Below are 13,555 nucleotides of genomic sequence, written 5' to 3' on the forward strand. Positions count from 1 at the left end.
CTTAAAAGACCGAACTCGTGAGGCTGTATTCACGCCCCGATGCCGCCGGTATCCTCGCGTATGTCGACCGACGCCGTCGCCCAACAGCGCTCGAAGATACCCGTCCCCGAGGCGCTTTCGGAGTTCGCAATCGGCTACGAAACCCACGAGAACGCCCCAGCAGTCGTCGTCCGCGCCGACGAGGTCGCGGACGCTCTCGAAGCGGCCCGCTCGCTCGGCTACGACCACTGCGCCTGCGTCACCGCCCAGGCCTACGAGGACCGCTACGAGACGGTGTATCACCTCCGTAAGTACGACGACCCGACCGAGGAACTCGGCGTCGTCGTCCCGACGACCAGCGACGAGTCGGTCAGTGAGTCCGGTGCGTCGGTGTATCCCACCGCCGAGTGGCACGAGCGGGAAGCCTACGACCTCGTCGGTATCGAGTACGAGGGCCACCCCGACCTGCGCCGCATCCTGCTGCCGGAGACCTGGCAGGGCCACCCGATGGCGCCCGACTACGACCCCGAAGCGTCGCAGGTAGTTCCCTACCGCGAACACGCCAACCCTCTGCAGGAAGACGAGCGGCGGGGCGATACGATGCTTATCAACATCGGACCGCATCACCCGGCAACCCACGGCGTCTTACATCTCGCAGTCACACTGGACGGCGAGACGGTCGCCGACGTGGAACCCGACATCGGCTACATCCACCGCTGTGAGGAGCAGATGTGCCAGCAGGGCACCTACCGCCACCAGATTATGCCGTATCCCGACCGCTGGGACTGGGGCGGTGGCGGCATCCTCAACGAGTGGGCTTACGCCCGCACGGCCGAGGACCTCGCCGACATCGAGGTTCCCGAGTACGCACAACTCATCCGGACGATGGCCGCCGAATTGAGCCGCATCCTCTCGCATATGCTCGCCGTCGGCGCCTACGCACTCGACGTGGTCGGCGATTTCAACGCCACCTGGCAGTACGCCTTCCGGGACCGCGAACTCGTCCAGGAGATTCTCGAGGATTTGACCGGCCAGCGGCTCATGTTCAACTACTTCCGGTTGGGCGGGGTGTCGTGGGACATCCCGGGTGACCGGGAGGCGTTCTTCGAGAAGGTTCGGTCGTTCACACAGGGCCTGCCGGCGAAGATGCGGGAGTATCACGACCTGCTGTCCTCCAACGAGATACTCCAACTCCGGACGGTCGGCGTCGGCGAACTGCCGCCGGAGATGGCGAAGGCCTACGGCTGTACCGGCCCCGTCGCCCGTGGGTCGGGAGTCGATTACGACCTGCGCCGGGACGACCCCTACGGCTACTACGAGGAGTTGGATTGGGACGTGGTGACCGAAGACGGCTGTGACAACCTCAGCCGACTGCTAGTCCGTCTCGGAGAGGTCGAGCAGTCCGCGAAAATCATCGAGCAGTGTGTCGAACTGCTCGAATCGTGGCCCGAAGACGAGCGGACGATTCAGGCCAACGTCCCGCGGACGCTCAAGCCCGACCCCGACACCGAAATCTACCGCGCCGTCGAGGCCGCGAAGGGCGAACTCGGCATCTACATCCGTTCGGACGGCACCGACAAGCCCGCCCGGTTCAAGATTCGCGGACCGTCCTTTTCCCACGTCTCGGCGCTGCCGGCGATGACCGAAGGCGAGTACGTTCCGGACCTCATCGCGACGCTCGGCAGCCTCGACACTATCATGGGCGAAGTCGACCGTTGACCACCCAAAGATTCCTTATCCCTCCGTGACTGCGGACAGTCGATGACGGACGGCGAGACGTCGGAAACGACCGCCGAGGAGGCCTTCGCGCTCGTCGGCAACGAACTCCGGGCGGGCATCCTCCGTGTCCTCGGGGAGACACCACACGAGGGCGTGTCGTTCTCGGAACTCCGCGAGCGCGTCGACAGCGACGTCGATAGCGGCCAGTTCAACTACCACCTCCAGAAACTGGTCGGCCCGTTCGTCGAGAAGACCGACGACGGGTACGTGCTCCGCCCGCCGGGCCTGGCGCTGTATCGCGCAATCAAAGCCGGGGCGTTCAGCCGAAGTCTCACGGTCGAGGGGTTCGACGCCGAGTTCGACTGTTACTTCTGTGAGTCGCCGGTCGAGGCCGCCTACGACGACGGCCTGTTCACGATGACCTGTTCGGGGTGCGGACACCTCTACGCGCGGACGACGCTCCCGCCGAGTGCCGTCGAGGGCGACCGGAGCGAACTGTTGACGCGAGTCGACCAGTACAACCGCCACGGGATGGGGCTGTCGGCCGACGGCGTCTGTCCGGTCTGTGCGAACCCGATGGCACTGGAGTTCCTCGACAGCGATACGGTCGCGTGGGCCGACGGGACCGAACGCCTCGACGTGTTCTGCCATCGCTCCTGTGACCACTGCGGTCGAGAGCAGTACATGACAGTCGGGTTGGCGTTGCTGCATCATCCCGCCGTTGTCTCCTTCTTCCACGACCACGCTGTCGACGTGACCGCGATTCCCCACTGGGAGTTGGAGTTCGTGATGACGGACAACTATCTGACCGTTCGCTCGAGGGACCCCTGGGAGTTCGAACTCGCGGTTCACTGCGAGGGCGAGACGCTGACGCTTGTGGTCGACGACGAGTTGAACGTCATCGACGAGGAACGGTCCTGAATCAGAACAACTCCAGCGTTCGCTTGACGCTTCGGTGCGTCTCCCGTTCGGCGACCATCCGTCCCCGCATCGCGGTATCGAGAAGCGGCGTCGAGGTGGACTCGCCGCCATCGAAGAGATGCGTCGTCTCCACCTCGCTGGCGACCGAGCCGAGCAGCTGGAACATCGGGGCATACCGCAGCCGCCGAAGCCGATTGCCACTCACCGACAACTCGCCGGTCACGACGGCCGACGACGAGGGGCGGCCGTCGACGATGTCACGCCACACCTCGTAGGGGCCGCGCATGACGAAGCCCGTCTCGCGGGCCTCGGGACCGTCGAGGACCTGGAACTCGGTACAGCGGCCGTCCTCCAACCCGACGTAGGCGTACACCGTCCCGTCGACGACGTAGGACTCCAGTTGGTCGAGTTTGTCAGCTAAATCCTCGCGGATGCCGGACTGAATAGGCGCGAACGTCTCCGGGGCGTCGGCGACGGTCACGTCCGAAACCGTCTCGTAGACGTGGTCGGGGAGGCCATCGAGCGTTGCCTCGGGCAACTCACCGAGCGTCGTCTCGTCGATGGGAAGGTCGGTGATGACGTACAGCACGTCGCCGTCGAAGCCCTCGCCCATCCCTCGCCGAGTTCCGCGAAGGCATCGCTGTCGTTGAGGTGGCGTCTATACTCTTCTAACCACTGTTCTGTCGGAAACGGTGGCATTGGTCTTGCCGCGAACGACGACCGACCGTATAAAAAGGCTGCTGCCGCGTTTACGCGGGTTCCCTACTCGCCGCGAATCTCGCTCATGTGGTCGATGCGCTGCTGGAGGAGTTCGGCCTTGCCGATGTCGTGGCGGACGCGAAGCCCCTCCTCGCCGGCCTTCGCCAGCGCCTCCTCGGCGATGGCTTCCGCGCCGGTGATGGTTTCGGCCAGTCCGACGACGGCAAAGGAACGGGAGGTCGTCGTGTAGACGCCGTCGTCGCGAGCGTCGACGCTGGCGTAGAACAGCAGCGCCTCGCCGGCGCTGTCTGGGTCGATGTTCACTTTCGCGCCGGCCTCGGGGTCGGTCGGGTATCCTTCGGGGACGGCGTACTTACAGACGGTCGCCTGATTCGAGAAGGTGAGTTCGGGCAGTTCCTCACCCTCCCGTGCGGCGACGAGCAACTCGACGAAATCCGTCTCCAGCACCGGCAGCGTGTTCATCGCCTCGGGGTCGCCGAAGCGGGCGTTGAACTCGACGACCTTCGGACCCTCTGCCGTGAGCATGAACTGGCCGTAGAGGATGCCCTTGTAGTCGGGCATCGCCTCGACCACCGCGTCGATGATTTCGACGGCGTCGGTGTAATCGCCCTCCGTCATGAACGGCAACTCGAAGGTGGCGTCGGAGTACGACCCCATGCCGCCGGTGTTCGGCCCCTCGTCGCCCTCGTAGGCGCGTTTGTGGTCTTGGACGGCCGGGGAGACGCGATACTGGCCGTCGGCGACGAACGCCTGCACGGTGAACTCCTCGCCGACGAGCCGTTCCTCCAGGATGTAGGCGTCGTAGTCGCTTTCGAGGACGTACTCGACGCCCTCCTCTTTGGTAATCTGGTCGCCAGTGACGCGGACGCCCTTGCCGCCGGTGAGGCCGCGCGGCTTGATGGCGAGGTCGCCGTCGTACTCGCGGATGTAGTCGGCGGCGGCCTCGCCGTCCTCGAAGACCTCGAAGTCGGGACAACCGGGGATAGCGTGGTCCTGCATGAACTCCCGCTGGAAGGCCTTGTCCGTCTCGATGCGCGCCTCGGCCTCTCGGGGGCCGAAGGCGTAGACGCCGGCGTCGTCGAGAGCGTCGGCCACACCCGCGTTCAACGCGGACTCGGGGCCGATTGCGGCCAGCGTCGCGCCGACGGATTCGGCGAACTCGACGATGGCATCGGGGTCAGTCTCGTCGACTTCCTCGAACCCCTCTGCGAGGTCGGTGATGCCGGGGTTGCGGTTCGACGCACAGGCGTACAGTTCGGCGTCGTCAGCCTCGGCGACGGCCCGGGCGATGGCGTGTTCGCGTCCGCCGCCACCCACGAGGAGTACGGTCTCTGTCATACGCGAAACCGGTGGGCAAAGAAGTGTAAACGTTGCTGTTGGGCGCCGACGAAGTGTGCAGGAACGTGAGTATCCGGCGGCCGCGCGGCGGCTTTGCCGCCACGGTATCGGTTGCGCGCTCTGCGCGCAACCCCACTCAGACGTTCTCGTCGAACTGGTAGGCCGCGCCGACCGTCCAGAAGAAGTCGTGGTCACCGGTTCGGCGCTCCTCTAAGACGCCGTTGAGCGACTGGATGCCATCGACGCTCCCGGTCCACTCGGCGCTGAACGCGCCGTTCTGGGTGCGGTCACTGTTCGTCTCGAGGTTCTCGGTCGTCTCGTTGAGCGGGAACGTCGCCGACGGCGCCCCGCCGAGGGAGACAGTTGCCTCACCGCCGCTTCGGGAGAACTGCGCGCTGTCGGCCACCGTTCCGTCCCGGAGTTCGACGTTCGCCGAGAGCATCGCCAAGTCGACGTTGCGCACCAGACGGTCGTCGGCGGCGTCGGCGGCGACCCACAGCCAGTAGCGATAGCGGTTCTCGCCGATTTCGTACACCGACACCGACGCGTCGACGTACAGAAGCGGCGCGTCGGGGTCGACGTCGTCGGGGTTCAGACTCGACTCGCTGCCGCCGGGGTCGGCGGGCGTCTCCCGGGAGAGCGCCAGCCGCTGGACGTAGGCGGTGTCCAGTGTGTCCGGTGTCTCGCTTTCGATGCCCCAGACGCCGCTGTCGCCGTAGCGGTCGGACATCGAATCGACGTAGTTACCGAACGCCGCGCCGTCGAGTTCCGCGCCGACACCCGGGTTCAACACCCACGCTGTCGACGTCTCGACTCTGGTCTCGCGGCGCGTCACGCGCTGCTCGATACAGCCGGCGAGGCCGGCCGCCAGCAACCCACCGCCGGCACGGAGGGCGTCCCTACGAGAGAGCTTCATATCGCCCACGACAGGCCGGTGACTCAAATAACCCGCTAATCGCTCGCGGCTCCGTTCGTCGCCGCTCCCATCGAGACCTCGCTTCGCTCGGCGTCTCGCAAGCCACGCCGTTTACTACCGTGGCGACCCGACTGTCGGTATGGACAACCGCCTCGACGAGGCGTCTTCGCCGTACCTCAAACAGCACGCCGACAACCCCGTCGCATGGCAACAGTGGGACGAGGAGGCCCTCGAACTCGCCGAAGAGCGCGACGTCCCGATATTCCTCTCTATCGGCTACGCCGCCTGCCACTGGTGTCACGTCATGGAGGACGAGAGCTTCTCGGACCCCGACATCGCCGAGCAACTCAACGAGAACTTCGTCCCAATCAAGGTCGACCGCGAGGAACGCCCCGACGTTGACTCGGTGTACATGACCGTCTGTCAGTTGGTCCGCGGCAACGGCGGCTGGCCACTATCGGTGTGGCTCACCCCGGAAGGGAAACCGTTCCACGTGGGGACGTACTTCCCACCCGAGCCGAAACAGGGGATGCCCGCCTTCGGGCAGGTGCTCGACGGCATCGCCGAGTCCTGGAACGACCCCGAGGGGCGCGAGAAGATGGAGGACCGCGCCGAGCAGTGGACCGACGCGGTTTCGGGGGAGTTAGAGGACACCCCCGACACACCAGGGGAGGTGCCGGACGCCGAGTTCGTCGATTCGGCCGCCAGCGCCGCCGTCCGCGGCGCGGACCGCGAACACGGCGGGTGGGGTCGCGGCCAGAAGTTCCCCCAACCCGGCCGGGTTCATCTGCTCCTGCGAGGCTTCGACCGGACCGGACGAAGGGAGTACCGGAAGGTTGCGACGGAGGCACTCGACGCGATGGTCTCCGGCGGCCTCTACGACCACGTCGGTGGCGGCTTCCACCGCTACTGCGTCGACCGCGAGTGGACTGTCCCACACTTCGAGAAGATGCTGTACGACAACGCGGAGATTCCGCGGGCGCTGCTGGCCGGCTACCAACTGACCGGCACCGAACGCTACGCCGAGGCCGTCCGGGGGACGTTCACGTTCGTCCAGCGGGAACTCACCCACCCCGACGGTGGCTTCTACTCGACGCTCGACGCCGAAAGCGAAGACGAAGACGGCGAGCGCGAGGAGGGCGCCTTCTACGTGTGGACGCCCGAGACGGTCGAGGAGGCCGTCGAGGACGACACCGACGCCGCAATCTTCCGTGACCGCTACGGCGTCACCGAGGCGGGGAACTTCGAGCACGGGACGACTGTCCTCACCGAATCGGCGTCCATCGAGGAGTTGGCCGAACGCCACGAGCGGACGCCGGGTGAGATACGCGACCGACTCGAGCGCGCCCGCAAGCAGGCCTTCGACGCCCGAAGCGAGCGCCCGCGCCCGCCGCGTGACGAGAAGGTACTCGCCGGCTGGAACGGGCTGATGATTTCGGCGTTCGCGGAGGGTGCTTTGACCCTCGACAGCGAATACGCGGCGGCGGCCGAGGACGCGCTCACCTTCTGTATGGACCGGCTGTGGGACGCCGAGGAATGCCGACTGAACCGCCGACTGAAGGACGACGACGTGGGGATTCAGGGCTACCTCGAAGACTACGCCTTCCTCGGCCGTGGCGCACTCGACACGTATCAGGCCACCGGCGACGTGGCGTTTCTGAAATTCGCGCTCGAACTCGGGCGGGTCGTCCGGGACGCCTTCTACGACGACACGGAGGGAACGCTCTACTTCACGCCGGTCGACGGCGAGTCGCTGGTCGCGCGACCGCAGGAACTCACCGACACGTCGACGCCGTCCTCGAGTGGCGTCGCCGTCCAGTTGCTCACCAACCTCGCCCACGTCGCCCCGGAGGAGGGGTTCGACGAAATCGCCGAAACCGTCCTCGAGACCCACGCGTCGAAGCTGGATTCGGACCCGCTGTCGCACGCCTCGCTCGCGCTCGCGGCCGACGACCGCGCGGTCGGCGCCCTGGAGTTGACCGTCGCAGCGGACCACCTGCCCGAGCAGTGGCGAACGTCGCTGTCGGAGCGGTATCTCCCGACTCGATTTCTCACCGTTCGACCGCCCTCAGAGGACGGTGTCGAGCAGTGGGTCGACACGCTCGGACTCGAAGAAGTGCCGCCCATCTGGGCCAACCGCGAGGCTCGCGACGGCAAACCCACCGTCTACGCCTGTCGGTCGTTCACCTGCTCGCCGCCACAACACGACATGGGCGCGGCGCTGGAGTGGGCGGAAGACCTCTAAGGGAAAATTAGCCGCGGTTATGCCAACTGCTCTGCGAGGTACACCGCAATCGGCACGTCTTCTTCCTCGACGAAGCGAGCGAGTTCCTCGCCAGTCTCGGCGTCCTCGACGACGACGGTCGGAATCAATTCGATGCCGTACTCCTCGACGTTCGGGCCGGTCTTGCTCCCGTCGTCTTCCTTCTCGACGGGGTAGTGCTCGACATTCTCGATGCCAGCGGCGTCGAGTGCCGCGCCGAAATCGGGCAGTTGCGAGCGGCAGTCCTTACACCAGTCGCCGCCCCACACCTTCACCACGATGTCGTCGGCGCGTGCCTCGAAAGTCGCGACCGCATCGTCGTAGGACTCGGCGTCCCACACCGGGTTCGGCCGCATCGTTTCCAGTTCCATATCTATCGATTCGTCGCACGCTTCTTAAGGAACGCGCTCCCCGGTCCTGCCGGCGTCAGCGCCGGCCATACCACTCCGCTTCGAACCGTTCGAGGAAGGTTTCGAGGAAGGCGTGGCGCTCGGCGGCGCGTTCGCGGGCTGCGTCAGTGTGCATCTCCTCGCGGAGGTTCAGCAGTTTCTCGTGGAAGTGGTCGATAGCGGAGGGTTCCTCGGAGTCGGGCGTCCACATCGGCCGGTCGTGGGCGCCGGAGTAGACGAAACACCGAGCGACGCCGACGGCGCCCATCGCATCGAGGTTGTCGGCGTCCCGCAGGAGGTCGACCTCGATGCCGTCGCCGTCCCGTCGATTTCCACGGAACTCGTACTCCTCGTGCAGCGCGACACAGTGGTGAACCGCATCCCGTTTCTCCACCGGAAACTCCGCGGCATCGAGGACGGCTTCGACCGCTTCGAGGGAGTCTTCGGGGTGGACGAACTCGCCCGACTCGGCGCCCATCGCGCGGTGGATGTCGTGGACGAGGGCGGCAGCACCCAACACCTCACGGTCCGCGTCGGGGTAGTCGTCGGCCAACTCCAAGGCGGTGTGGAACACCCGCCAGCCGTGGGCCATGTCGTGGCCGGTGGTGTCGTCGCCGAGCCACGATTCCATCTCGGCGGCGACGGATTCGAACAGCGGGTCGATGTCGTGAGGGACAGCACGCTCGTGGACGGACTGGGAGGGATCGGTCATACGAACCCCACCGACGCCGTTGGCTTCAAACCGTCGTCACCGGCCGACTGTGGAACAGTCGTAGGTCCCGAACTCGACGTACTCGGTCGGGTTGGGATCGTCGAGTCGAATCTCCTCGCGGACGAAGCCGACGGTGACCGATTCGACGGGGCCGTCCGTGCTCCGACAGAGATAGGCGGCGAACGCCCGGCGTTCCGTCTCGCTACCACTACGGACCTCCGAGAGGTACTTTCGCCATCTGGCGTTGGGGTACGTCGCAGCAACGTCCGGCGGCCGGTCCAATCCGGTGTCGGCGTGGGGGTAGGCGTCGACCGTCTCGCCCGATTCGAGAGTGGCCTCGACGACGAACCAACCGTCGGTCGTCGGGGGGTCCGGCGCGAACAGCTTCCAACTGTGGTCTTCGGGGTCGACGGGGGAATCGTTGGGTACCGAGAGGTAGCCGACCGACGCGGCTTGCCACAGCAGTCCGACGACGAGTATCGTCGCCGTCGCAGCAGGGGCAATGCGGTGGACAGAGCGTCGAACCGAAGCCGGGAGCGACGGCCCGAGGGGAACCCTCGGGTGACCCTCCACGGTCGTCAGTCGCCCCTCCAGTTGCCTCATCACACCCGAGAGCAGACGCTCGATTCGGTCCCACACCGACGGTGGCAGGAACACGAGCAGGCAGGCCACCATGACGTGGGGGAACAGCCCCAACTCCATGGTGAGGAACATCCCGACGTGGGCCGCGAGGAACGCGGCGGTGAGCGCCGTCCGGGCGCGGCCGACGAGGCCGACGAGCAGCGGTGCGACGAGCAGCAGGCCGACCCACGCCCAGTTGATCGTGACGAGCAACGGCTCGATACCGGCGAAGAAATCGCCGAGTCGAACGGTGAATCGGTCGAGGGCGAAGACGTACCGGACGGCCGTTCCCTCCATCCACAGCGACCCCCGGAGCTTGAAAATCGCGTTCGTCGTGTAAATCGACACGACCTGTGAGAGCAGCGCGGCGGTGCCGAAGCCGACGACGACCTGCCGAGGGGTTCGCGACTCGCGGCCGAGGGCGTCCAGCGACCACCGCTCGCCGAGCGGGAGGAACAGGCCGACGAACAGCGCGACCAACAGGACGGTGTCGCCGCCGTTGAGGACGAGGTAGTTCCGCAGTTGCAGCGACGCCAAGAGTAGCCACAAGATAGACGCAACGAACCGCGTTCGGTAGCCGATTACGAGCAGGACTGCGAAGACGCCAGTGACGACGAAGAGCGTAGCCTGTACCCACAGCTCTCCCGAGAGGCCGTGCAGCGACAGCCGCGAGAGCGTCGGATACAGCACCGCGTTGGCCGCCCGCGGGAGAACGCCCGCGTCGGTGTAGAACGCCCGTAAATCCCCGGCACGACCCAGCAAATCCAAGAGGAGGAGACATCCCAGCGCGATTCGGAACGCAGCGAGTCCACGGGCGTCGATGCCGAGTCGACGCTCCAGCGCCGGCCGAACCGCTTCGAGCGTTCGCGGAATCGATAGCCCCGACGCCATTCGTTGCTGGGGGATTCACCTGGCGGCCGATAGCTCTTGTGCTGTCCCCGACGACGGCAGTCCCTCCCGCGTTCAGGGAGGTTTTATACCGCGACGGTCAATCGCCGGCTATGAAACGGGGCATTCTCGGTACGGTCGGGTCGCCGCTGGTGCAGGTCGAGTCACCGCCGGGAGCGGTCATCGCGGCGAAAATCGAATCGAAGAACCCCGGTGGCTCCGCCAAGGACCGCCCGGCGCTGGCGATGGTCGAAGCCGCCGAAGCCGCCGGCGAATTGACGTCCGGCGACCGCATCGTCGAACCCACATCTGGCAACACGGGCATCGGGCTCTCGATGGTCGCCGCGGCGAAGGGCTACGACATCACGGTCGTGATGCCCGCCTCGAAGTCCCCGGAGCGCCGCGCCATCATGAACGCCTACGGTGCCGATTTGGAACTGGTCGACGGAACCATCTCGGAGGCCAAGGACCGCGCCGACGAACTCGAAGCCGAGGGGATGGTCCAGGTCCGGCAGTTCGAGAACCCTGCCAATCCGGAGTCCCACTACCGGACGACGGGCGCCGAAATCATCGAACAGGTCGGCGATCGGACGGTCGACGCCCTCGTCGCCGGTATCGGTACCGGCGGCACCATCACGGGCACCGGCCGCCGACTCAAGGAGGCGTTCCCCGAGATGGAGGTCGTCGGCGTCGAACCCGAGGACAACGCCGTCCTCTCCGGCGGCGAACCGGGCGACGACGACTTCCAGGGAATGGGCCCGGGCTTCGTCAGCCCGAACCTCGACCGTGACCTCCTCGATAGCGTCGAGACGGTCGACATCGAATCGGCCGAAGCCGAGTGTCGCCGCCTCGCCCGCGAGGAGGGCATTCTCGTCGGACAGTCCTCGGGCGGCAGCCTGCTGGCCGCAAAACGGGTCGCCGAGCGACTGGCCGAAGACCGCGGCGTCGAGTCCTGTCCCGGCCCGGACAACGAGGTCGGCATCCTCTCCGATGACCCCGCCGACCCCGAACCGATTCCCGACGATTGCCCGCTCGTCGTCACCGTCTTCTGGGACTCCGGTGAGCGCTACATGTCGACCGGGATGTTCGATTAACCCCGCTGGAGCCACGCGTCCAGCCGTGCGACGAACGCCTCTGGGTGTTCCCGCGGCGGCCAGTGTCCACACGCAGCGAGCGTGAACAGGTCGGCGACGGGCGCGGCGTCGGCCGCCGCCTTCGACTGTTCGAGCGGGATGAGGTCGTCGTCCTCGCCGTGGACGAAAAGCGTCGGGACCGGCAATTCGGACATGCGGTCGGCGTAGTTCGTCCGGAGGCCACGCCAGCCGACCTCCGCGCGCTGGAAGCGGCGGTAGGCGTCGCCGGCGTTGGGGCGTTGAACCTCTCGAACCGCGTCGTCGACGAACTCCTCGTCGAGGTTCGCCGGGTTCACGAGGTTCTCGATGGAGGCTCTCGTCACGCGCCGGCTTCGCTTCATCGCCCACCACGTGGCCTCCAGTAGCTTCGGCGCCTTGACGTACGCGGCACCGATTTTACCCCCCGGAACCTCGCCACCGAGACCATAACTGTCCACGAGACAGAGCCGAGAGACACGCGCCGGCCGGTCGAGCGTGTAGCCGAGGGCGATGCCACCTCCCTTCGAGATACCGACGAGCGTCGTCTCGACGAGGTCGAGTTCCGAGAGGACGGTACCCAGAACGTCGACGTAGTAATCGACGTGTGGGGTTTTCTCGTCGGGAACGGGGTCGCTCTCGCCGTATCCGGGCCAGTCGAGCGCGTAGACGCGGTGGGTCTCCGAAAGCGCCGGGAACGCTTTTTTCCAGGAGACGCCGGTGGCGTCCATCCCGCCGCCGTGCAGCAACAGTATCGGGCGTCCCTCGTCGGGGCCGGCCGCATACACGCGAACGTCCGTTCCGTCCACGGAGATATCTCGCGTCGTCGCGTCGAGTTCGCTCATACCGTCCCGTCGGGGGCCGGCGTGAAATACCGTCGGCTACGCACCGAACTCCGTTACGCGCCGAACTCGTCTTCGGTGACGCGGACGACGAGGGTGTCGTCGACCTCGTGGAGGTCGTACTCCGGTAGTTCGTGGCCGGTACGGGTGACGAACATCGGTTCGAGCAACTCGCCGTCGCTGACGCCGAACACCTTCAGGAAACGCTCTGAGTCCTCGGCCGCAACGTCGTTGTCCCGGATGGCGGCCGCGAGGTCACGGGAGAGCCACTCTTCGTCGCTGACCGAGGGTTCGAGGACGAGCGACTCGTCGGCGAAGCGGACCAGATACCAGTTGAGGTCGTTCAACAGGGCGACGGCCGCACCGAGAGAGACGGTCTCCAAGGCGACGGTGTTCCGATACGGCTCCCGAAGGTCGTAGGTCGCGAGTGCGTTGCGGGCAGTCTCGCGGCTGACGAGTTCGTAGCGCAACTCCACGTCCTCGCTGCCGACCAGACACACCCTCGTCATGGGTTTCCATTCGGGAGGCATCAAAAAGCGGTTTCGGACCGACGCTTGGCCGGTTCGGAGACGGTCAGCAGTCGTAGGACCGCGACCCCTCTTGGACGGTCACGTTTCGAGTGGTGCGTGTGACCCGTGAGCCATCGATTCGGACGCGAACCTGAACCGTCTCGGTGTCACCGACCGAGAGCGTCTCGTCGTCTTCGATTATCCAGAACACGTCCATCGTCTCTTGTCCCGGTCCCTCGACCGTCGCTGTCGTCGTCTCGTCGGTGTGGGCGAGGCTCACCTCGACTGTCGCCGAGCGCTCGGCGGCGTATTCACGGCCGGAGTCGGGCGGTATCTCGACGACCACGTCGCCGAGAACACTGATGGAGTCGCCCGGCGTTCCGCTCGCCATGCATGTCTGTACGGTTCCGTTTTCACCGTCGGGAAACGACAGCTCGTCGTTCAACGCCACCGTGAGATCGACTTCTTCGACGGTGACGTTCTCGTCCGTTCCGTCGTCGACGACGCCACCGAACACCACGAGCGTGCCGACGCTGAGCGTCGTCAGGACGACGAAGACGGCGACCGTCGCGGGGGAGGGCGGCCAATCGAGCAGCCAGGGCAGCAGATTCACGTCCGAAACTAACAGG

The 13,555-nt window shown here is 66.1% G+C and carries 13 protein-coding genes; 4 read left to right on the plus strand and 9 right to left on the minus strand.

Going from position 1 to position 13,555, the window contains the following annotated elements; translation table 11 throughout:
• Positions 1-60 precede the first annotated feature (60 nt).
• Both HWX69_RS12140 and HWX69_RS12145 read left to right on the plus strand, forming a co-directional pair.
• A complete protein-coding gene (locus tag HWX69_RS12140; RefSeq protein WP_178917362.1) occupies positions 61-1,698 on the plus strand; it encodes an NADH-quinone oxidoreductase subunit D in 1,638 nt (545 codons plus the stop codon).
• 42 nt (positions 1,699-1,740) lie between these two features.
• The gene (locus HWX69_RS12145; protein WP_178917363.1) at positions 1,741-2,619 is read left to right on the plus strand and encodes a winged helix-turn-helix domain-containing protein; all 879 of its coding nucleotides are present in this window, start codon (positions 1,741-1,743) and stop codon (positions 2,617-2,619) included.
• 1 nt (position 2,620) lies between these two features.
• Here the strand turns inward: HWX69_RS12145 and HWX69_RS12150 are convergent, their stop codons facing one another.
• The 3 genes from HWX69_RS12150 to HWX69_RS12160 form a co-directional block, all read right to left on the minus strand.
• Positions 2,621-3,232, minus strand: coding sequence for a sterol carrier protein (locus HWX69_RS12150; RefSeq protein ID WP_178917364.1), 612 nt, complete (start codon positions 3,230-3,232; stop codon positions 2,621-2,623).
• Positions 3,233-3,381: 149 nt separating this feature from the next.
• Entirely contained in the window at positions 3,382-4,677 is a 1,296-nt protein-coding gene (gene purD / locus HWX69_RS12155) for a phosphoribosylamine--glycine ligase (RefSeq protein WP_178917365.1), read from the minus strand.
• Between the two features lie 136 nt (positions 4,678-4,813).
• The gene (locus tag HWX69_RS12160) at positions 4,814-5,593 is read right to left on the minus strand and encodes a hypothetical protein (RefSeq protein ID WP_178917366.1); all 780 of its coding nucleotides are present in this window, start codon (positions 5,591-5,593) and stop codon (positions 4,814-4,816) included.
• A gap of 139 nt (positions 5,594-5,732) precedes the next feature.
• On the opposite strand from HWX69_RS12160, the gene HWX69_RS12165 reads away from it, so the two are divergent.
• Positions 5,733-7,838, plus strand: coding sequence for a thioredoxin domain-containing protein (locus HWX69_RS12165; RefSeq protein ID WP_178917367.1), 2,106 nt, complete (start codon positions 5,733-5,735; stop codon positions 7,836-7,838).
• Positions 7,839-7,855: 17 nt separating this feature from the next.
• On the opposite strand, the gene HWX69_RS12170 is transcribed toward HWX69_RS12165, so the two are convergent.
• From HWX69_RS12170 to HWX69_RS12180, 3 genes are read right to left on the minus strand one after another with little or no spacing between them, the layout of a single operon-like run.
• Positions 7,856-8,227, minus strand: coding sequence for a TlpA family protein disulfide reductase (locus HWX69_RS12170; RefSeq protein WP_178917368.1), 372 nt, complete (start codon positions 8,225-8,227; stop codon positions 7,856-7,858).
• Between the two features lie 55 nt (positions 8,228-8,282).
• A complete protein-coding gene (locus HWX69_RS12175; protein ID WP_178917369.1) occupies positions 8,283-8,957 on the minus strand; it encodes an HD domain-containing protein in 675 nt (224 codons plus the stop codon).
• Positions 8,958-8,993: 36 nt separating this feature from the next.
• Positions 8,994-10,469 (minus strand): HTTM domain-containing protein, encoded by a 1,476-nt coding sequence (locus HWX69_RS12180; protein WP_178917370.1) that lies wholly within the window; start codon positions 10,467-10,469, stop codon positions 8,994-8,996.
• Positions 10,470-10,579: 110 nt separating this feature from the next.
• Between HWX69_RS12180 and HWX69_RS12185 the strand changes: the two genes are divergently transcribed.
• Positions 10,580-11,560, plus strand: coding sequence for a PLP-dependent cysteine synthase family protein (locus HWX69_RS12185; RefSeq protein ID WP_178917371.1), 981 nt, complete (start codon positions 10,580-10,582; stop codon positions 11,558-11,560).
• Here the strand turns inward: HWX69_RS12185 and HWX69_RS12190 are convergent.
• From HWX69_RS12190 to HWX69_RS12200, 3 genes are all read right to left on the minus strand, one after another.
• Positions 11,557-12,420 (minus strand): alpha/beta fold hydrolase, encoded by an 864-nt coding sequence (locus tag HWX69_RS12190; RefSeq protein WP_178917372.1) that lies wholly within the window; start codon positions 12,418-12,420, stop codon positions 11,557-11,559. The genes HWX69_RS12185 and HWX69_RS12190 overlap by 4 nt on opposite strands.
• A gap of 53 nt (positions 12,421-12,473) precedes the next feature.
• Positions 12,474-12,926: a DUF5804 family protein gene (locus HWX69_RS12195; protein ID WP_178917373.1), complete on the minus strand. Its 453-nt coding sequence runs from the start codon at positions 12,924-12,926 to the stop codon at positions 12,474-12,476.
• A 64-nt stretch (positions 12,927-12,990) separates the two neighbouring features.
• The gene (locus HWX69_RS12200) at positions 12,991-13,539 is read right to left on the minus strand and encodes a hypothetical protein (protein WP_178917374.1); all 549 of its coding nucleotides are present in this window, start codon (positions 13,537-13,539) and stop codon (positions 12,991-12,993) included.
• Positions 13,540-13,555: the final 16 nt, after the last annotated feature.

Origin of the sequence: Natronomonas gomsonensis (assembly GCF_013391635.1) — an archaeon.
Classification (GTDB): Archaea; Halobacteriota; Halobacteria; order Halobacteriales; family Haloarculaceae; genus Natronomonas; species Natronomonas gomsonensis_A.

Coding starts and splice junctions, on each gene's coding strand:
- HWX69_RS12140 (WP_178917362.1), top strand. CDS start 61: ATGTCGACCGACGCCGTCGCCCAACAGCGCTCGAAGATACCCGTCCCC.
- HWX69_RS12145 (WP_178917363.1), top strand. CDS start 1,741: ATGACGGACGGCGAGACGTCGGAAACGACCGCCGAGGAGGCCTTCGCG.
- HWX69_RS12150 (WP_178917364.1), bottom strand. CDS start 3,232: ATGGGCGAGGGCTTCGACGGCGACGTGCTGTACGTCATCACCGACCTT.
- purD (WP_178917365.1), bottom strand. CDS start 4,677: ATGACAGAGACCGTACTCCTCGTGGGTGGCGGCGGACGCGAACACGCC.
- HWX69_RS12160 (WP_178917366.1), bottom strand. CDS start 5,593: ATGAAGCTCTCTCGTAGGGACGCCCTCCGTGCCGGCGGTGGGTTGCTG.
- HWX69_RS12165 (WP_178917367.1), top strand. CDS start 5,733: ATGGACAACCGCCTCGACGAGGCGTCTTCGCCGTACCTCAAACAGCAC.
- HWX69_RS12170 (WP_178917368.1), bottom strand. CDS start 8,227: ATGGAACTGGAAACGATGCGGCCGAACCCGGTGTGGGACGCCGAGTCC.
- HWX69_RS12175 (WP_178917369.1), bottom strand. CDS start 8,957: ATGACCGATCCCTCCCAGTCCGTCCACGAGCGTGCTGTCCCTCACGAC.
- HWX69_RS12180 (WP_178917370.1), bottom strand. CDS start 10,469: ATGGCGTCGGGGCTATCGATTCCGCGAACGCTCGAAGCGGTTCGGCCG.
- HWX69_RS12185 (WP_178917371.1), top strand. CDS start 10,580: ATGAAACGGGGCATTCTCGGTACGGTCGGGTCGCCGCTGGTGCAGGTC.
- HWX69_RS12190 (WP_178917372.1), bottom strand. CDS start 12,420: ATGAGCGAACTCGACGCGACGACGCGAGATATCTCCGTGGACGGAACG.
- HWX69_RS12195 (WP_178917373.1), bottom strand. CDS start 12,926: ATGACGAGGGTGTGTCTGGTCGGCAGCGAGGACGTGGAGTTGCGCTAC.